An 18,874-nucleotide genomic window follows, 5' to 3' on the forward strand; every position below is an offset into this window, starting at 1 on the left:
TTTTAATTAAAAAGGAAAGGAATCATCATTTTCAAGGTAAGGTTTATAGGCTCTTAACCATATTCCAGTTTCCATGTATTTTGCATTACCCGTTTTAGCATCTACCCATATTCCCCTTGTTGAAGCTTCTGGAACTTTAGGATGAAAATAAGAGGTAAAAACATAATTATTGTCTATTATAAATAAGTTATAAGATTCAGGTTTCTTATTATTTTTTATAGCAAAAGCTGCTTGAATCTGTTTTGCTTCATCAGGTTTTATGTTTGCAGTATTAATAAAATCTCCTGCTTCCTTAGTCTCATAAAGAATTACTTTATGATTATCCAAAAATTTTTGTTCATTACTTTTGCATCCTAACAATGAAAATAAACTACATATCGATACGATGTAAATTAATTCTTTCATAATTATTAACACTACATATGAAATATTTTATTTCTGAAACTCTCCTACAATAATGTGGCTATTATCATTCTTATCATAAAATGCTACATCCAAAACAATAAGCTGATCTTTATAGAAGCCTTTAGGAATAGTAGTAGTAAAAAAATCTTTTGCATGATATTCATTCCACGTTCTACCATAATCATAAGAATAATAGAATGTAACATAAGGACGGGTTTCTTTGAAATAGCAAGCGAAGTTTTTGTAGCGGTAATACTCTATTGTTTTTTCATTCTCCACAAATAGCTCGCCTTCATTCTGATTATAAATTGTCATTTCAGTTTTAAATCTGCCAGACTTTCCTAATAAATATTCTTCATTTTCATAATACAGAACATCATAATTACTTTTTAATTTTTTGATGACTTTTTGTTGTTTGGTTTTTAAATTATATTCTTGTATTTCATCTTTCAATAAAGAAGCGACTGTATTATCTTTTTTCAGAATAAAAGGTGTTTTTTTCAAATACTCCGGTAATTCGGTTTCTTCTTTTGTCAGAAGATTTAATATTTTTTGATTATCATTTTCTGAATAAACAACATTTTCACCATTAAACTGCGAATACATAATTTTAGATTTAGAAGAATATTCATCAATTTTTTTATATTCTAACGTATGATTATTCATGAGATAAAGCACTACTTTCCCAGATTGGCTATTACCACCACTACCTGTCTCAATTAGAGTATATTTATCTGAAGGAGTAATAAATGTTACATATTCTTCCGGAAAAGTAATTTCCTGGTAACTCTTTCCTTTATCTTTTGAAACAAACAATACTGCTGAGTATCCAGGTTTATTGTAAAAACTATGTAAATCTTTACTTCCGGCTAAAAAAATAGTGTTTTCATTTAAAAACATTAAAGTTGTTAATTTCAGTCCAGTCTCAGGACCAAAATTTCCATTATTTATATTTTTCTTATATAAATCAAAAAAGTCATATTTTGAGATCCATTTCATTTGCCCTAGCTTTGTGTTTTGTGAACATCCATAATTAATACTGATTAAAAGTATAATACAAATTATCTTTCTTATATTATTTAAATTCATCATTTCCTAATACATATTTTTTGAAAAACCGTTCTAAAGTCACTTCAGTTATTTCACGATAATCTAAATTTCTTGCCATAATTAATGCTTGTTTCCATGTAGCAGCTCCCAACCATTCTTTCATATCTGGTGTAGACATTACCTTTAATAAATCATCCGCTGGCAAATATCTCATTTTTAGTGGATCATAAGCATCTGGATGGGTAGCAAATGCAAACTCCTGAAAACGTTCATTATCTATCTCTATATCACTATAATATTTTTCTATATTATTCTTTTTAATTTCTTCTAACTTTCGGGGATCATTCCTGTATTGAATTCTTTCAAATAAAGTGGGTTTAAAATGATCGTTGAAATTATCTTCTAATCCTTCAGGCAAAACTGTATCATATGTTGCGATATAATTTTTGTCAATGACACCTTTTTCCATATATTCCTGCAGCTTATATCTGGCTTCTGTAAGCCATGCTTTACCGCGTGAAGTTAGCTTGGGCATAAGAATTCTAGAAAAACGAGTGCAATATTTAAATCCATAACTGCTTGAAGGAACAGGTTTATACTTATTCCCCTGTTTTTCTACCTCATTTACTGAAATACTTACTTGTTTCATTTCTTCAGTGAGACTTGGGGTCCACCATTCTTTGATATCATCTATTGCACTCCAGAAACTAAGTTCTCTCATCTCTCCAAAATAATATACAGGAGGAGTGTGTCCACAATGTTTATGACGACGCATGAAATCATCATACCTGAAACGATAAAAATCACAACTTCCATATTGTCTATTATTGAAGCTTTGCACTACATTTTTATCGCAGATTTCAACATTAAGATAAAAATCAGACGTTAATGGAAGCTTAATATTTAAATCTTCTTTATAACTGCATTCAAAATAAAGCTCAATATTATCTCCAAAATCATTTTCAATAAAACTTGCCAAGCCATCACTTAAAGTGAGATTATAGACAATTTTATTATTGATTACCTGTTTCTCAGTAACCAGAGCACCAGGACTTCCATCTTCTTTAACTTCTCTTACATTTATTGGATCAGGTTCTCCGCCAAGCCCTCCATCATCATCATATAATTGTAAGGTTACTTTTGCATCAGGATCTGTAATATTTTGCGTTTTTATATGAAAATATACAACCTGGCCTATAGCTGCCTGGGTTATTAGATTTTTACCTTCAGCATCTGAATACCATTTTCCTTCTACAAAATATTTTTTTTCTTCAGACAAATCTTTTTTAGGTTCACCGATAAATGTACCATTTTTAGCTGTAAAATGACTATTATTTCCAGCATACGCTTCAAAATGATCAGTAAAAACTGTCCAATTTTTTTCTATTGCTGTTATATTCTCGCCTTCAGTAACTCTTATAATAGACATGATTTAATGCATTTTTGAATTTTCACCACTATTATTATTAAACTGATTCTGTGCATGAATATCATTATTCTCCAGAGAAATAATTTCTCTTCTTTTAGAATTTTCTTTTACTTCTTTTGCTTTGGATTCTCTATTTCCTTTAACAAATTCCATTAAACTACCCACAACATTGGTCATGAAATTAGTACCTACAGAAAGGTTTTTCATCATTCCCACACTCTCCGTATGATTCATTGAAATACTATCAGACTTATTCATTCCCACCGTTGTCGTCATATTCTCCCCAACATTAATATTCATATTCTTACAGTTCAGGGTCATGGATTCAGGTGCCGTGATATTAATATTGCTTCCCGTGGTATCCAGATGAATTTCATTCCCGCTTTTATCTGTAATAATAATGCTTTCGTCTTCTGTGAAAACGATTCTGTGGCCGCTTCTCGTTTGAATAGATTTCACACGATTGTCTGCTCCTCCACCAAGGCCTATTCCGCCATGGAACATTCCTCCCATCACAAACGGTCTGTCGGGATGACTGTGCACGAAATTAACCATCACCTGATCACCTACTTCGGGAATAGCTACATAGCCACGATTTTGAGTAATCTGATCTGTTCCTCCTGCATCAGGGCTCATTACTCTTACAAAGTGAGTATTATCATTCATCTGCCAGTCGAATCTTACCTGAACTCTTCCCTGACCTTCCGGATCTGTGTTAGAGATAACGGTTGCGATCTGTGGCTGCGCAGCGGGTTCAGTAAATTCCGGTTTGGGCAGAAATCCCGTGTCTGCAGCAATAGATTTGAAAGTACCGGTGTAATGACCAATTGTATCAATTTCATGGACAGCTTCTGTCACCATTACCTTTGTAAAATAGGAAGTTTCATTACTGTCCGGTTTTCTCATGTGAATATCTGCAATACATCCCGGGTGTAAAAAAGGAACGGTTGTAGATCCGGAAACTGAAAATACATTAACGGCCTCACTTCCTGATGTACTTCTTTGAGAATGTTCTACATCCAGATGAGTTGTTGCTTTGATAGGTGCAACCTGTAGTGCCGGAGTTTTATATATTTTATCGTTATGATTGTATGCTGTACGGGCTAGATCACCTAAATGACCAACCGGAGTTTCCCCTGAAGTAAGCTTTTCGTTTTTACTGCTGTTATAGCCATAATACTGAGGTTTTGTATGAACAGCTTTTAATTCTACCCGGATATTATCTGCATTACTTCCGTATAACAGTTTTATAGGCTTATTCTGTGGAGGAAGTTTTCCAAAATGCAATACTTCACCATCGTAATAGAACTGTTCGCCATAAGCTTCTGCCATTCTCGCCAGATAATTATAATGGGTTTCGTTATATTGGCTGCTGTAGATGATTTGAGAATAATCATTGGTATCTACTCTGATATCAAAACGCTCTTTATCTATTCCCTGTTTAATTACTTCTTTGGCGATGATTCCCATATTAACAGGTTGCCCACCACCAAAACTCTGAATATGTGGAGCGCCATCCAGCAAGATTGTGGGACTGTATCCGGAAAGTACAATATTTCCCAGGCTCATTTTTTCCTGGCTGAATCCTACTTTGGTAATAATCCCAACGAAATTTCTTTCCGGGCTCTTTTCAATATCTTTGTAGGAAATAACTGCTGTAAGGCGTTTTCCAAGAAATTTATTGGCTTCTTCAAGGGTATGGCTCTGCCTGTCTCCCAATGCATCATGAGCAAGGGTAAGGCAGAATTCATGATGGTGACTCGCTTTTTGTTTAAGAGTGAAATGTTTATAGTACGAAATAATTTTACCCTCTATAACCAGTGACAATTTAACCAGCCGGTTGATGCCTGCATGATGATTCTCAGATATTCCATCTGCGTTTTGTGACGGACGGAAGGAAGATCCTTTGGTCTTTGATTCGGTTTTCATATGCTTTGTGTTTGTGTTGGTATTAAAGATAACAAAATTATATAACAGACACTATATAAATATGTTACAGAATGAAATTTTCAGGTATAGTTTTTTCATTCAGGCAAAAAAAGACCGTCTTAAATAGGGACAGTCTTTTTTCTTATGAATGTTGATAATGTGTGTCAATTTTAGCTGGATGGCCATAGCCCAGCGTATTGAGAAGTACCGTAGTCAATCGTCTCAGCACTGATTACAAAGCTGATCAGCATACTGTTGCTGTCTATGGCATCAAAGTCTACCTGATGCTGGATAACATATCCGTTTTGCCAGTTTAAAGTAATCAATGTTCCTTCCTCGTGAGATTTGTTGAAAGTAATCTCTCCTACTGTTGGCTTATATTTACCGTTTAGTAAGCTTTCAAGGATGTCTGACTTTTCAGTAGCTTCTACTGTAACCTTGATTAATGCGTTAGAAGGATCTGATGCTACACGTCCTGAAACGTCTGTAGATCTGGAAACGCTGTAGTTCATTTTTAACAGCTTCTGCCCTTCTCCATTATTGAATTTTAAGATTCCTCTTGAATTTCTTTCGGCCATGATTAGTAAATTTAATCGTTAGTAATATTTTGTGATGTGGTGATTGTGTTAGCAAATATAGAGGCTCTTTTCCGCTAAAAAAAACTTTTGAATATAAATCTGAAAATTTGTAGTAGTTCTACGATTTCTTGTAGTAATTCTACGATAATGGATTTACACACCGCATTATAACACCCATTGAAACAGCGTTTTAAATTATATCTCTATTTTTAGATAAAAAATATTTTTACACCTCAAAGAGAAATAAAGAGAGTTTAGGGTTCAAAAATTCAAAGTTTAAGGTTTAAAATTAATTAATATATCTCCCTGACTTTACAGTACAAAAAAAAGCAGAAGTATATACTCCTGCTTTTGATATCATAAAATGAATTTCTTAATGTTTTGTGTATTCCGGTTGTTCTGTCGGAATTCTTGATGGAGTAAAGTACTCATTCAGCCAGTAGAAAGTCTGTCCGTTCTGCTGAATCTTTACAGCTGGATTGTTTCTGTTGGCAAGCATTCTGTCCGCTAAATTTTTATAGTGCTGGAAATAATTTTTTACCGTTTCACTAGGAACGACTTTTGATTTTTTCCAACCTTTCAGCTTATATTTAGCCATCAGTTCTTCTTCAGTAAGATCAAATCCTGTACTCATTCCGATAGCATAAGACATTGGCAGCTCATAAAGAGCTCCTTTATCTAAGAATTTTATCGTAGGATTATATTTCTTCAACAGCTTTACATATTCTTTCACTGCTCTTGCCTGGTTGAAGTCTGCACGGTCCGCCTGAGTATTTCTGTAAACTTCGGTATAGAAAGCTTTTAAGTTATCATATTCGGATTCAGAAATAAGGATTCCTTTTTCTATTCCCGGTGTAAACTCTTTCAGTTCTTTTGGAATATATCCTTTCACAAGGAATGGGCTTCCGTAGTTGATCAGCTGTGCTGCAATTCCGGCAGAAACCGGATTGGTAAGTCCCGGATACAGATATTTATATTTTAAATCTACATCTGTTCTTCCTGCACCTACCGATGAATGGAAATATTCATTCAAAGATTTATCTACAGTCTGATTATCCAAAGTAACCTGTGCAATAAGGCTGTCAACAGATTTTTTCAGGAATCCCGGAGTGGTAATATCTCCTTTTTTAGGGAAAATAACGAATCCCTGAGACATACTCTGCTTAGGATAAGCTAAAGAGAAGAATCCCTCATCACCTTCCACAAGGCTGAAATTGTTTTTGGTAAGCACATCATATTGGTTGATGATCTTCTGCTTTTTAAGTTCAGCAATGTTTTTAGCTGTATTGGTTACCACATTTTCTGCCATCAATACAAAATCATTGTAAGTATCAGATGATCTTGCACTGGTCTGGAACATGATTAACCTTGCTTGAGCCTGGGTCAAAGAACTGATTACACTGTACATATTTCCGCTTTGGTTAGCAGAAGTACCTACAGTTACTACAATATTGGTTTCATCAGGAACATTTGAAAGAAGATTTCCAGCGGCAGTAAGAGCCTCTCCTACCGGCTGATAACCATTATTGCTTGCGCAGTTCATTTCATTTGTTTTCTGATCAATAAACGAGGAAATCTTGCTGTAATCTGTACTTAAATTGGATACAGAAATATTCTCCCCACAAGGATTATTTTTATATAAAACCACTCCGTATTTAACATTACTAAAATAAGATGGTTTTTCAAATCTAAGCTGAAGATCCTGTAATAATGATTTTACAATAGGTGCATAAGGTGCATTGGCAGCACTTACGTCTAATGCGAAAACAATATTGATATTTTTATCTCTTTCCGTGATTTCTCTGTAACGGTCAAAATAGATAGGTTCTCCCAATACATTGGATACAAAGTTTTTGCTGTAATCTAAAATATTGGTGAAATATTTTGTCTTTGAATCCGGAGTTGGAGCTTCTTCTAAAGGAAGATTTACAGGAAAAATATTTTCAAGAGGTGTTCTCTTGTTTACGTCAGTAAGAAGAACTGCTGTTTTATTATCCGCATCTGAAGCAGATCCACCTGGGTGTCCTTCATGGATTCCCAATGCCGTATCATTAATTCCTGTTGTATTTTTTAGTTTGATTGCAGAACGTTCTCCCCAGCTGGAAATTACATTTGAGCTTACCCATCCGTAAAGTCCTTTGTTGATACTATCCATATCAACAGACGGTTTTTTACCTACCAGGAAACGTTTGTTATTTTCAGCCATTTTGTATACGTAAACAATTTGTCCGTTAGGAATTTTCACGTTGGCTGTTTCAATAAGACTTGGTGAATTAAACACCATAATAGAGTCATTTTTGTAGTATCTTTCAGCATTTCTGATGACTTCGCTGTTATTAGGCACTACTGCCACTCTTACAGGATAACCTGTTTTTTCGCTTTTTAAGGCATTATTCCAAAGAAGGAGATCAGATTCCTGAATCCAGCCGTAGGTCTTGACTGATTTTGAGGAAACTTTTTTCATTAAAGCATCCGGAACATATTCCGCTACTTTTACCATTCCGTCTCTATGTTTTAAAACCATTAAAGGTTCAAGGAATTTTACTTCTTTGTAAGACTTCTCATTATCTTTATCCAAATAAGCCGTATTTCTGGATCTGTCTGAAATAACAATCCATGGAACTGACTTTTTTGGATATCCGTTAACGACAGGTGAAGCATCCACCTGCCCATACTGTGAAGGCTCCGGGGTTTTCTTTGACGGCAGTTTTACCTGGCAACTCGTCAATAATACTGATAACCCTATATAATATGCTGCTAGAGGAAATTTATTTTTCATCCTATTTAATCTTTTTATGATTGGCACATCCGTAAGACCGGACGAAATTATTTGCTTTGATTAATATCTACTTTAGTTACACAGTTCTGCGTATCATCCAGGTTTACTTTTACTGTCTGGATTACCGTATTTTTGTCAAACTGAAGGCCTGCACAATACATGTAGAAGTTATTGACTTTGCTGTCGTTTACTTTTACCACAGTATTTTCATTGTTACACAGATACGTTTTCAACAGGTAATTGTAATGCATATTGAAACTGTTTCCGTTAGCAATCTGCTGCAGGTGATATTTAAAATCGTTATCTACTTTTGCATAAGAGTCTTCTACTGAAACTTCATCCTCTGCAAGAGCATCATAAGCCGGAAGAATTTTGATACGGTGATAGATAGGATCCTGGCTTTGTTCTGTGTAAAGAGTCACCAGATACTCTCCAGGTTTTTTATAGGAATAGATGGTAAATTTATCCTTAGCATCTGTATTTCCAGACTCACCGAATTTCCATGCAAACTGTTTTGCATCAGAAACAGCACGGAAAGTCACATTTTCATTTTGCATCGCCTGGCTCACAGCTTCGATAGTCGTTTTTGACATTGCCGTATCTTTTGGTTTCTGAACGCTTCTTGCGCCTACCATTACAGGGAAAGATTTCGTGTACTTGTTGTCAACGATCAAACTTACCTGATAGTACCCTGGTTTATTATAGAAGTGAATACCACTGTTTTTATCTGAAGTTGTCCCATCTCCGAAATTCCATCTTTTGGTTTTCGCAAACTGGGTTTTATCTTCGAATAAAAGTGTGTCTCCTACCGCCAATGAAGACGGATAAACCACCCCAACAATATCATCGGCTGAGTGTATTACCTTTTTCTGCAGCCACAGAGCAACCAATGCTGCGATCAGCAAAGTTGCAATAACACCGATAATAATGTTTTTCTTGTTCTTTTGAAAATAATTCATAGTTAGTAATTGTGATGTGTTTTATTTAAAGTTCCTAGTATTTATTGCTTACTGCATTCTTGCTTTCAGATCCTGCTCGCGCTGATAAAGCTTATTCTGCTTATCTTTAAATCCGATTCTGCATTCATCTACCTGTTTCTGGAAAATTTTAATGTCTTCAGAGGTTGTTGAAATGACTTTTTTGTCATCAAAATACATTTTATAAAATTTTGCGATCTGTGGATAGGCATCTTTACGAATGTCCACAACGTCAGTACTATTGAAATAGCTGTTAAGGTCGTTGACTCCCAACTGGATATTGTTTTCGATAAAAGGCTGTGGCCCGTCGTCCGTAAGTTTGGTAATCATGGTATAAGTACTGTCCATGATAGGAAGAACAACTTTCTGGTGTTGTTCAAATTCTGCTTTCTGCTCAAGATTCTGAATTCCTCTTACATCTTCATCAGAAAAAGGAGATACAAATCCTTTTAAAAAGATCACTCCCAAAAATAACATGGCGGTTACCAGCATCAGTATTAAATAAAAAAACTGATAATGCCTTTCTTTCTTAGATAATGTGATTTGTCCTTGCATATCTTTTCTTTTTATCTTCTTCTTTTACTTCCTGTGAAATTTCTTGTAGGGTCTTTTCTCAGTTCATTATTGGTTACTTTGATCTTACCCATACATTCATCAAGATCTCTTAAAACTGTTTTCTTCTGATACTCCACTTCAATGATCTTGGCTTTTAAAGTCATCATCGGTACAATCTGTTTCATCAGCACAGCATAATGTTTAAAGCTCTGCACACTGTCTTTACCCATAATGTTTTTAGCATCTCTCACATTATCCATAATACTGGTTCTGAGAAACACTTCATTCTCCACCTTATTAATGCTAAGCTGGTTCATTTTGTCGTAAATATCATCAATGTGATCCTTTAGCACGTCACTTCGAAGCATCAATTCTTTATAGGCTTCAGCTTCACGACTAATCCCTTCGCGCTGTATATCATAACTCTTAAAGAAGAGAAATAAGCACGTAAAAGATACAACCGACAAAACAACAAATGACAGAATAAACTTCCAAATGCCCGTTCTGACGTCAGATTTGTTTAATTTTTTTTCCCTGTTAGAAGACATAATTTGCGATTTGTTTGGCCTGTGAAAATATAAAAAAAAAATTTTATGCACAATACGTAATTTCCCCAACCCTGTTTCGTGAAAACCCTGATTAAATTAATATTAATTTTCACTTTGATAAGTTTTTCATAAATTAGACCTCTAAATTTTAAATATCATTCGCCAAATCGATATTAAGAATGAGTAAAATATTATCTAATACCGTACGTTTTTCCATTGCAGACAGTGATTTTTATTTTAAAAAAATAATGATCAAAACCCTTATGGAAAATCCTTTCTATATGCTTCTGAATGATTGTAACAATGGGCATGAACTGGTAAACAGAATCTACAGAAGACAGGAAGATGTGTTCATTATTGAACTCTTCATGCCGGTATTAAGTGGAATTGAAGCCATTAAGTACATCAGAAAAAACAATACAGAAACTCCCATCATTACCTACTCCGGCACTTATCAGGAAGATATGGCCGAAATCCTTTCAAAGATTCCCAATATCTATTATTGTCAGAAAAAGAGTACCATCATAAAAGATATTATTAAAGGAAGCATTGCCTCTGAAGACTTTGATTATCAAGCATATTCTAAAGAATGGGAACAACAACCTCTTGCCGTACAGGAATATATGGACAGGCAGAAAAAAGGACAGGAAGAGCTTTCACCGGCAGAAATACAGCTTATGAGATTCTGTTATGAAGGATTCAGTAATAAAGAAATTGCAGAAAAACTTAATCTGAGTACCAGGACTATAGATACTTACATCAACAGGCTAACAGAAAAACTGGGGTTAAAAACCAAACTTCACCTTATACGCTTCTGTGTAGAAAACGGATATTATAATTCCAGTTTATAAAAAAAATTGATTTCACTAAAAAAAATCAATTCCCCGTGATGTATGAGGACAGAGAAGAGGATCTCAAAATATTATATTCAAGATAAGAAAGTACTGTAAAGCCTGCTATAACCAGCATTTATTAAATTTTGTTCATCAAATTTTTGTACCTTTATCCGACTGTATTATTTTATTGTTAAATAATCTTCACTGCACCTTAATATAGTGTATACATAAAAAGTCCAACTCTTTGAATAAAAATATTTTGCCACTAATTTGCTAGTATTCAATTTTTTTAACTAAATTTGCACACCTAAAATTTAAAATTAAAATAAGGAAATGACAAAGGCAGAATTGGTAAACACCATCTCAAATAAGTTGGGAACAGAAAAGAATGAAACACAGAAAGTTGTAGAAGCTTTTATGCAGGAGATCAGAACTTCTATGTATAATGGGGATAACGTTTATCTAAGAGGTTTTGGATCTTTTATCATTAAAACAAGAGCTGCTAAAACAGGAAGAAATATTTCTAAAAACACTGCAATTGAGATTCCTGCTCATAACATTCCTGCTTTCAAACCTTCAAAATCTTTTGTTGAGAAAGTAAAAACTAAAGTTGCAGTAAAATAAGAACATTAACTGAATATTAACTAGTTACTAAAAAATTAAAATTATGCCAAGCGGAAAGAAAAGAAAAAGACACAAGGTTGCTACTCACAAAAGAAAGAAAAGAAGAAGAGCAAACAGACATAAGAAAAAATAATCTCTTTTTCTCGAGATTTACAATATAATAATATAGTTGGTGGATTTAAATTTTTAAAGTTCACTAACTATATTTTTGTTTGCAACTATAAGATTCCGCGGAAAACGGAGGGTTTCAAATATTATTTTAATAAACATATAAAGGTTTTCATTCAAAATCATTATATTTAATAGATGAATTAATCGATAAAAAACATCCACTTCCTATAATCTTAACAATTTTATCTTATTAAAAAATGAAGAAAGAACTAATAGTTTCGCATGAAGATGATCTTACAAAGATTGCGCTGCTGGAAGACGGAAGACTATGTGAACTTCATGAGCAAGAAGACAAAAGCGATTTTATAGTTGGAGATCTGTTTATAGGAAAAGTAAAAAAACTGGCACCCAATCTGAATGCAGCATTCGTCAATATCGGATATGACAAAGATGCATTTCTGCATTACCAGGATCTGGGACCTCAGTATCTTACATACAGAAAGTTTTTAAAAGATACTATTTCCAAAAAACAAAGCACTTCGAGCTTAAAGAATTTCGAGATACAACCCGAAATAGACAAAAACGGAACGGTAGACAAAGTAATTGCCAAGGACGATGTGGTTCTGCTACAAATTACGAAAGAACCTATTTCTACCAAAGGCCCAAGAATTTCTACCCAGATTTCATTAACAGGACGTTTCCTGGTTTTAATTCCTTTTGACAATAAAGTTTCCATTTCCAAAAAGATCAGAAGCTTTGAAGAAAAAGAAAGATTAAGAACTCTTATCGACAGCATTAAGCCTGAAGGATTTGGAGTGATTATCAGAACGGTAGCAGAAGGAAAAAAAGTAGCCGACCTGCATAATGACATGAACCAGCTGGTTCAGAAATGGGAAAGCACTTTCAAAAACATCCAGAGAAATAAAGTTCCGTCTAAAGTTTTAAGCGAAGAAGACAAAGCTTCAGCTATTCTAAGAGACAATTTTAATCAGGATTTCGTGAATATCATCTGCGATGATGAGCAAATGGTTAACGAAATGAAAAATTACATTGAAGTAATTGCCCCTGAAAAGAAAAATATTGTCCAGTTTTATGATTCTCATATTCCACTTCTGGAATATTACAATGTTGAAAAACAGCTTAAACAGAGCTTCGGAAAACACGTCAACATTCCGAGTTCCAAAGGAGCCTATCTTGTTATTGAACACACAGAAGCACTTCACGTAGTAGATGTCAACTCCGGAAACAATATTACTACCGGAACTGCTGTCAACAAAGAGCATGCACTGAAAGTGAACAAAATGGCTGCTACAGAAATCGCAAGACAACTTCGCCTCCGCGATATGGGAGGTATCATCGTTATCGATTTCATAGATATGCCGAATTCTGATCACAGAAGAGATCTTTATGAGCATCTGAAAGAGGAAATGAAGCGCGACAAAGCTCGCCACAAAATCCTTCCTCCTAGTAAATTTGGTTTGATTCAGATCACCAGACAAAGAAACCGTCCGGAAAAACAGATCGACACCAAAGAAGAAAACCCGAACAAAGACGGAGAAATTGTAGCTCCAATTGTTATCGTGGAAAGAATGGGTGAAACCTTAAGAAACATTCTGCAGAAAGAAAAAGGAAAAATCTACCTGCATGTACACCCATTTGTGGAAGCCTACCTTACAAAAGGCATTAAAAGTATCCAGATGAAATGGTTTATCAAATACAAAAAGTGGGTAACCATTGTCCCAAGGGATTCTTTTAAATATTTAGAATACAAAATCTACAATGCCAAAAAAGAAGAATTGATAGAATTCTCTAATTAAAAAATTTAAAACCTTCAGTTTTCTGGAGGTTTTTTTATTTTGCATTTATACCTATAGAATATGATTTATAATTTAAGTTTTGGCTAAAGCCAATGAATTTTATAATTTTAAAGGCGGGCTTTCTTCGTGAACTGACGTTCGTAACCTTTCAGGTTATGCTCAGAATTATAGCCCACCCCTATTGAATTTTAACAACAACATCTTTTATCTTTTATCTTTTATCTTTTATCTTTTATCTTTTATCTTTTATCTTTTATCTTTTATCTTTTATCTTTAAAATATGAAAAACCACCATTACAAAATTACCATTCAGTGGACAGGAAACCAGGGAACGGGAACAAGCAGTTATAGAGATTATGAAAGAAGCCATACTATTTCAGCAGAAAACAAAACTGTTATTGAAGGTTCATCTGATCCGGCGTTCCGAGGTGATAAAACGAAACACAATCCGGAAGACATGCTGTTATCTTCACTTTCCTCCTGTCATATGCTATGGTATCTTCATTTTTGTTCTGAAGCCGGTATTATCGTTACAGATTATACTGATGAAGCAACAGGTATCATGGCAGAAACAGCCAGTGGAAGCGGTCATTTTACAGAAGTAACTTTACACCCCACCGTAACGGTTTCAGAAGAATCTATGCTTGAAAAAGCAGAACAACTTCATCATAAGGCCAACGAATTCTGCTTCATTGCGAACTCCGTTAATTTTCCGGTAAAGCATATCCCTACCACGTTAGTTAAATAGTACCACATTTCAAAATAACCTTTGAAAACAATGATGAACAATAGATTTTAACAGCAATAACTCCAAAAAACTCCACAAAAAGAGAATTATTTAATGAAAAATCAATAAAAATAACGTTTTACTACTAATAAAAACATAATAATTTTAAAATATTTAACAATTTTATTCAAAATGTGAAGTTTTTTTCCTATTTTTATATAAATAAAACAAACCATGATGAAACCAAGATTGACCATTTTTGATGAGCCCATGCTCTACACAGAGGGATTATCAAGACTGCTTACCCAAAGCAAAATTTTCAGTACCATTGATATTTGTAATTCTTTAGAAAACCTTTCCAAACATTTAAAAGAAGAACCTCCGGAAATGCTTGTGATGAGTTCCAACATGCTCGTGCTTTCGGAAATCTGCAAGCTGGTGGAAAGTATTATTTCAGAACATAAAAATACCAAAATCATCATCATTGGGAGTTCATATGATGTGATTGACATCCGAAAACTCTTCAATAAAGGTATTAAAGCTTATCTGGATAAAAACTGTTCCTATGACGAATTTGTTAAATCCATCAATGTTTTACTTCTTAATGAGATCTACATCTGTGATCACGCAAAAGAAAGAATGATCAATTTTATTAGTAGTGAACAGGGAAAACCCAATCCTCACATCAAAGAACCTCTCACCCGTCGAGAAATGGAAATTCTCAAACTTATATGCGACGGATGCAGCAGTAAAGATATATCAGAAAAATTATTTATCAGTATCAATACGGTAGAAACACACAGAAAAAGAATTCTTTTGAAACTCAATGCCAAAAACTCAGTCGGAATTGTAAAATATGCGATCGAGAATCATATCATCGACTGAAAGACTTCCATGAATCACTCAAAAATTCCAGGCCTATGCAAAGTCTGGAATTTTTTCTTTAACACCTGATATTAATTTCTATCATACTTCAGGGAAAGTCTTTTATTATTAAATTTATTCAAAGTTTTGAAAATAAAAAGTGAGGCAGAGAAACTAGAGACAAAACATGAAAACTTATTTAATTAATTCTAAAAATTGATCTCTAATGGGTACAGATATGATCTCATACCTCACTTTAAAACTAAAACCTTGGACTTTAAACATTGAACTTTAAACGTTAAACGCTATATCTTACTCATAATCCGGCATTTCTCCATTACTGAACAGTGTTGCCCTTGTCATATCGGTCAGCGTACTACTAAGGTCAATGACCATTACATTCCTTTGAGAAATATTATCGTTGGAGGTATTCATGAAGATAATCTGAGCATTATTTGGTGAGAACCTAGGATCGAGATCATTCGTTCCCAGTACTTTTTCGCTTTCAGCAGAAATATCACTCACAGCATCTGTAACAAGATTATAGATAAAGATATGTGAATCCAGCTGACGGTAATTTCCACTTCCATCCAAATATCCGGACATATCACGGGTAAAGAGAAGAAGCTGTCCGTCTACAGAGAAGTTCAAGCCTCCGCTGGCACCTGCAGTACCTGACAATACTGTTTTAAGAACAGCGCCATTTATGTCTATTACATAAATTTTAGTATTATATCCGTTATAATCATTGGTTTTCAAAGCTATTTTACTACCATCATAGCTCCAGTCACATTCGGAGATCAGGCTTCCATCCGGAGTTGTATAGACTAAGCTCAAGCCACTTCCATCTTTATTAATTCTATAAAGCTTATTAAAATTGGAGTAAATAAGTTCTTTACCATTTGTACTCCATGCAAAGTCCATTTCATAGTTATTAAAGCCTGCAACAGCCACTGTTGTTACTTTAAATGGATTGGAGCCATCCGGATTGGCAGTATAAAGATGGGTACTTCCACCTTCCGTACGAAGGAATGCAATGAGACCTGCATTATTGTTTTTGCGCGGTCGCCAGCTGTTGTAGGAAGAACTGGTAAACTGGAAATTATTTCCCTGGTCATCACTGGAAATGATCACAAAGTTTCCATTTTGTTTCTGAACGTAATGATACCTGTTGGCCGGAACTGTATTGGTGGTAAATTTACTGATAGAGCTTAAAACTGGCTGGTGAATGCCGTCCGAAACAGACACCTGCCAGAAGTAACTTACACCAAACTTCAGATTTGAAAGCGTATAGTGGTTTGCTGTCAAATCATTAACCTGAATCACATTAGTGTCAAGATTATTTTTAATGGTCAGACTGTATCTTAATACATCTGCTGTATCGGGATCTGTTGCGCTCCAGGTTAATTCGACGCTCAAAGGTTGATTTACTGCGTTATCTATCGGACTTAGCAACTGTGGTGTAGCGGGAGGAGAATTCAATGAAGTATCATCATCCATCTCAAAAACTACCGTTACCACCTGATTTTGATTTTGTATATTGACTGACTGAAAGCTTGTGATATATCCTGAAAGCTCTGCTTTTACAGAATAATTACCTATCGGCATGGTAGCGATTTCAAATGAACCGTCTGTACCACTGAAAACCGTTTGTGTCGTAGGATTGGTAAATATCTTCACATTAGAAAGCGGCACATTGCTACCTCTTTTTACGACTTTTCCTTTTAACATTCCTGTTTGAGCCTGTTCTACAAGGTCTTCATTGCATGAAAACAGACAAAAAGCAAAGATGAATATGCTGAATATTTTAATTATAGTTTTCATAGTTCGTGTTTTTATTTGTTTCCGAAGTAAAAGTTGATTCCTATTCCAAAGCGCAAAGCCTGATCTTTTCTTTTCCCATTCACAAGGCCTTCCCAATCGTCTTTGAAGCCAAGGTCATATTGGGCGGAGGCTCTCAGCGAAAAATTCTTGCTGATCATATATTCCAGCCCACCACCGAACTGTGCTTTATATTGGGGTTTATATTTTGAATACAACGCTCCTGCTCCACCATAAACAAATGGACTGAATCTGTATTTTGGAAAAAGGATGTATTCCAGATTCACTTCAGGACCATAGTAGTTTCTTTTCACAATATTTGAATTTTCAAGCGTAAAATAGCTTGCGTTCAGTTCCATATTCAGATAAGGAGTAAGGAAATATTTAAGTCCTATTTTTCCACCAACATTCATTTTAGGACCTACATAGTCATCTTTAACTTTCTGTCCTTCAACATTCGCAAATATGGATACTTTCTGTCTGTAATCCTGCGGATATCTGCCTCCAATAGCTCTGTCATTATTTTGCTCCTGCTCTCTGTTATATTCGTTGATTAAGCTTTGATATCCTCCATTCTCATCTATTGCCTTCCCCCATATTTTATCTCTGATTCCTTCAACAATCAGGGCTTTCACAGCTTTTTCTATTGCTTCTGTTACGGCGAGCTGAACAGGTTCGTTTTGAGTCAGACCTACCTCAGCTTCCAGTAATCTTTCAGTATCAATATATCTGAAAAAGCTCCCATTAACGCTGGTTGAAAGAATGGTTTTAGAAGTATAAACCGTTTTAAGAATTTCTCCGTTGAGTGTAGAGACAGCGCGGAGATAGATGGTAATTCTGTCCTGACGGTACTGTGTGGAAGCTCCGATTCCGAAATATCTTGCTCCAAGTCCTCCGGTCAGAATATTGCTGTCGTATGAGATAACGCCGCCTTCGAGAAGAATCCCGGCGTATAAAAGAGGTGGAAGTGATTGATTGTTTTTGTCTGCATCCTTGATATATTCCTGTCTGGTGGAACGGATGATCTGTCTTTCATTGAGAAGATTGGCTATATTTTCCCTTTCAATAGGGACAAACCAGCGGCTGTCTTCTAATGCTTTGATAAGAATGGTAGTAGTTCCCTGAGGGACTGCCGTACTCCAGTTGTTTCCATTTTCGGAAGGTTTATACTGGCCGGTCTGGTCTCTGAATTTGTAGACTCCTATTACAATCTTCTCTTTGGGAAGTGGAAGATTTTTTAATTCTGCGGTGGAAGATGTAACCTCTCCCATTGTTGGTTTTTCGGGATCCGAAGGTAAACCAAATATTGAACTACAGGCCTGCAAAATGCATAGCAGGAAGGTGCAGAAAAAGATTCTGGTATAAGTGTAGGTTGTCATGGTAAGTTTATTTTTAGTGATTACCTATTTCGGAATTACGATCTCGGACTGATCGCCATTGCTGGTATCCAAAATATTGATTAAAAGTCCCTGATTAGTATTGGTAATTTGTAGATAAAGGGAACCGAAAAGATAATTTCCGGGTTTTATGTTTCCATCACCAAACTGTTCTTCAAACAGTTTTCGTGAAAGTTCACTGAGGATCTGCCTGTTAAGACTTTCAGTAAAACTATCAAGAGAGTTCACTCGATCCAGCAAATCGCTGAAATCATTTTTTTCATCAAATGGGTTCTGTGCATTAGCAGAGCTTAAAAGCCACTGATAATTAAATGTATCTCCTCCAAAGGCTGGATTTACCGGCTTATAGACGAGTTGCTGAGCTTTTCCGTAGAAAATACCCGCAATACATGTCAAAATAATGATAAACGTTTTCATGGCGGACATT

The 18,874-nt window shown here is 35.0% G+C and carries 17 protein-coding genes; 5 read left to right on the forward strand and 12 right to left on the reverse strand.

The window, feature by feature from the left end:
- Nucleotides 1–6: 6 nt before the first annotated feature.
- The 9 genes from ACMA47_RS11180 to tssO form a co-directional block, all read right to left on the reverse strand.
- Nucleotides 7–405 carry a hypothetical protein gene (locus tag ACMA47_RS11180; RefSeq protein WP_413929853.1) on the reverse strand — a complete coding sequence of 133 codons (399 nt, stop codon included), beginning with the start codon at nt 403–405 and terminating at the stop codon, nt 7–9.
- Between the two features lie 27 nt (nt 406–432).
- A complete protein-coding gene (locus tag ACMA47_RS11185; protein WP_413929854.1) occupies nt 433–1,497 on the reverse strand; it encodes a hypothetical protein in 1,065 nt (354 codons plus the stop codon).
- Complete coding sequence (locus ACMA47_RS11190) at nt 1,481–2,884, reverse strand: hypothetical protein (RefSeq protein WP_413929855.1); 1,404 nt, start codon at nt 2,882–2,884, stop codon at nt 1,481–1,483. Before ACMA47_RS11190 ends, ACMA47_RS11185 begins: the two co-directional genes overlap by 17 nt.
- A 3-nt stretch (nt 2,885–2,887) precedes the next feature.
- The gene (locus tag ACMA47_RS11195) at nt 2,888–4,813 is read right to left on the reverse strand and encodes a type VI secretion system Vgr family protein (RefSeq protein WP_413929856.1); all 1,926 of its coding nucleotides are present in this window, start codon (nt 4,811–4,813) and stop codon (nt 2,888–2,890) included.
- 170 nt (nt 4,814–4,983) lie between these two features.
- Entirely contained in the window at nt 4,984–5,391 is a 408-nt protein-coding gene (gene tssD, locus ACMA47_RS11200; protein ID WP_034697144.1) for a type VI secretion system tube protein TssD, read from the reverse strand.
- A gap of 373 nt (nt 5,392–5,764) precedes the next feature.
- Nucleotides 5,765–8,170, reverse strand: a complete 2,406-nt coding sequence (tssR, locus tag ACMA47_RS11205) for a type VI secretion system protein TssR domain-containing protein (protein ID WP_413929857.1) — start codon at nt 8,168–8,170, stop codon at nt 5,765–5,767.
- A 47-nt stretch (nt 8,171–8,217) separates the two neighbouring features.
- Entirely contained in the window at nt 8,218–9,129 is a 912-nt protein-coding gene (locus ACMA47_RS11210) for a PKD domain-containing protein (protein ID WP_413929858.1), read from the reverse strand.
- Nucleotides 9,130–9,177: 48 nt separating this feature from the next.
- Nucleotides 9,178–9,702, reverse strand: a complete 525-nt coding sequence (locus ACMA47_RS11215) for a type VI secretion system transmembrane protein TssO (protein ID WP_034697149.1) — start codon at nt 9,700–9,702, stop codon at nt 9,178–9,180.
- Nucleotides 9,703–9,713: 11 nt separating this feature from the next.
- Nucleotides 9,714–10,250 (reverse strand): type VI secretion system TssO, encoded by a 537-nt coding sequence (gene tssO / locus ACMA47_RS11220; RefSeq protein WP_034697151.1) that lies wholly within the window; start codon nt 10,248–10,250, stop codon nt 9,714–9,716.
- A gap of 179 nt (nt 10,251–10,429) precedes the next feature.
- On the opposite strand from tssO, the gene ACMA47_RS11225 reads away from it, so the two are divergent.
- The 5 genes from ACMA47_RS11225 to ACMA47_RS11245 all read left to right on the forward strand — a co-directional run bounded on the left by ACMA47_RS11225 (nt 10,430) and on the right by ACMA47_RS11245 (nt 15,250).
- Nucleotides 10,430–11,101, forward strand: a complete 672-nt coding sequence (locus tag ACMA47_RS11225; protein WP_034697153.1) for a response regulator transcription factor — start codon at nt 10,430–10,432, stop codon at nt 11,099–11,101.
- A gap of 318 nt (nt 11,102–11,419) precedes the next feature.
- Nucleotides 11,420–11,710: an HU family DNA-binding protein gene (locus ACMA47_RS11230; protein WP_002984212.1), complete on the forward strand. Its 291-nt coding sequence runs from the start codon at nt 11,420–11,422 to the stop codon at nt 11,708–11,710.
- Between the two features lie 368 nt (nt 11,711–12,078).
- Nucleotides 12,079–13,638 carry a ribonuclease E/G gene (locus ACMA47_RS11235; protein WP_079240676.1) on the forward strand — a complete coding sequence of 520 codons (1,560 nt, stop codon included), beginning with the start codon at nt 12,079–12,081 and terminating at the stop codon, nt 13,636–13,638.
- Between the two features lie 280 nt (nt 13,639–13,918).
- The gene (locus tag ACMA47_RS11240) at nt 13,919–14,386 is read left to right on the forward strand and encodes an OsmC family protein (protein ID WP_413929859.1); all 468 of its coding nucleotides are present in this window, start codon (nt 13,919–13,921) and stop codon (nt 14,384–14,386) included.
- 213 nt (nt 14,387–14,599) lie between these two features.
- Entirely contained in the window at nt 14,600–15,250 is a 651-nt protein-coding gene (locus ACMA47_RS11245) for a LuxR C-terminal-related transcriptional regulator (RefSeq protein ID WP_413929860.1), read from the forward strand.
- Between the two features lie 291 nt (nt 15,251–15,541).
- Here ACMA47_RS11245 and ACMA47_RS11250 read toward each other — a convergent pair whose 3' ends face one another.
- The 3 genes from ACMA47_RS11250 to ACMA47_RS11260 are packed head-to-tail and all read right to left on the reverse strand — an operon-like array spanning nt 15,542 to nt 18,864.
- A complete protein-coding gene (locus tag ACMA47_RS11250) occupies nt 15,542–17,053 on the reverse strand; it encodes a carboxypeptidase-like regulatory domain-containing protein (protein WP_413929861.1) in 1,512 nt (503 codons plus the stop codon).
- Nucleotides 17,054–17,064: 11 nt separating this feature from the next.
- Nucleotides 17,065–18,429, reverse strand: coding sequence for a CsgG/HfaB family protein (locus ACMA47_RS11255; RefSeq protein WP_413929862.1), 1,365 nt, complete (start codon nt 18,427–18,429; stop codon nt 17,065–17,067).
- A 24-nt stretch (nt 18,430–18,453) separates the two neighbouring features.
- Nucleotides 18,454–18,864: a curli production assembly/transport component CsgF gene (locus tag ACMA47_RS11260; protein WP_034697196.1), complete on the reverse strand. Its 411-nt coding sequence runs from the start codon at nt 18,862–18,864 to the stop codon at nt 18,454–18,456.
- Nucleotides 18,865–18,874 lie beyond the last annotated feature (10 nt).

It is taken from the genome of Chryseobacterium sp. T20, from assembly GCF_047345655.1.
Taxonomy (GTDB): Bacteria; Bacteroidota; Bacteroidia; order Flavobacteriales; family Weeksellaceae; genus Chryseobacterium.

Excerpts from the sequence above, each read along its gene's own strand:
- ACMA47_RS11255 (WP_413929862.1), bottom strand. The coding sequence starts at position 18,429 with ATGACAACCTACACTTATACCAGAATCTTTTTCTGCACCTTCCTGCTA.
- ACMA47_RS11185 (WP_413929854.1), bottom strand. The coding sequence starts at position 1,497 with ATGATGAATTTAAATAATATAAGAAAGATAATTTGTATTATACTTTTA.
- ACMA47_RS11250 (WP_413929861.1), bottom strand. The coding sequence starts at position 17,053 with ATGAAAACTATAATTAAAATATTCAGCATATTCATCTTTGCTTTTTGT.
- tssR (WP_413929857.1), bottom strand. The coding sequence starts at position 8,170 with ATGAAAAATAAATTTCCTCTAGCAGCATATTATATAGGGTTATCAGTA.
- ACMA47_RS11230 (WP_002984212.1), top strand. The coding sequence starts at position 11,420 with ATGACAAAGGCAGAATTGGTAAACACCATCTCAAATAAGTTGGGAACA.
- ACMA47_RS11235 (WP_079240676.1), top strand. The coding sequence starts at position 12,079 with ATGAAGAAAGAACTAATAGTTTCGCATGAAGATGATCTTACAAAGATT.
- ACMA47_RS11260 (WP_034697196.1), bottom strand. The coding sequence starts at position 18,864 with ATGAAAACGTTTATCATTATTTTGACATGTATTGCGGGTATTTTCTAC.
- ACMA47_RS11245 (WP_413929860.1), top strand. The coding sequence starts at position 14,600 with ATGATGAAACCAAGATTGACCATTTTTGATGAGCCCATGCTCTACACA.
- ACMA47_RS11215 (WP_034697149.1), bottom strand. The coding sequence starts at position 9,702 with ATGCAAGGACAAATCACATTATCTAAGAAAGAAAGGCATTATCAGTTT.
- tssO (WP_034697151.1), bottom strand. The coding sequence starts at position 10,250 with ATGTCTTCTAACAGGGAAAAAAAATTAAACAAATCTGACGTCAGAACG.
- ACMA47_RS11225 (WP_034697153.1), top strand. The coding sequence starts at position 10,430 with ATGAGTAAAATATTATCTAATACCGTACGTTTTTCCATTGCAGACAGT.
- ACMA47_RS11240 (WP_413929859.1), top strand. The coding sequence starts at position 13,919 with ATGAAAAACCACCATTACAAAATTACCATTCAGTGGACAGGAAACCAG.
- ACMA47_RS11195 (WP_413929856.1), bottom strand. The coding sequence starts at position 4,813 with ATGAAAACCGAATCAAAGACCAAAGGATCTTCCTTCCGTCCGTCACAA.
- ACMA47_RS11190 (WP_413929855.1), bottom strand. The coding sequence starts at position 2,884 with ATGTCTATTATAAGAGTTACTGAAGGCGAGAATATAACAGCAATAGAA.
- tssD (WP_034697144.1), bottom strand. The coding sequence starts at position 5,391 with ATGGCCGAAAGAAATTCAAGAGGAATCTTAAAATTCAATAATGGAGAA.
- ACMA47_RS11180 (WP_413929853.1), bottom strand. The coding sequence starts at position 405 with ATGAAAGAATTAATTTACATCGTATCGATATGTAGTTTATTTTCATTG.
- ACMA47_RS11210 (WP_413929858.1), bottom strand. The coding sequence starts at position 9,129 with ATGAATTATTTTCAAAAGAACAAGAAAAACATTATTATCGGTGTTATT.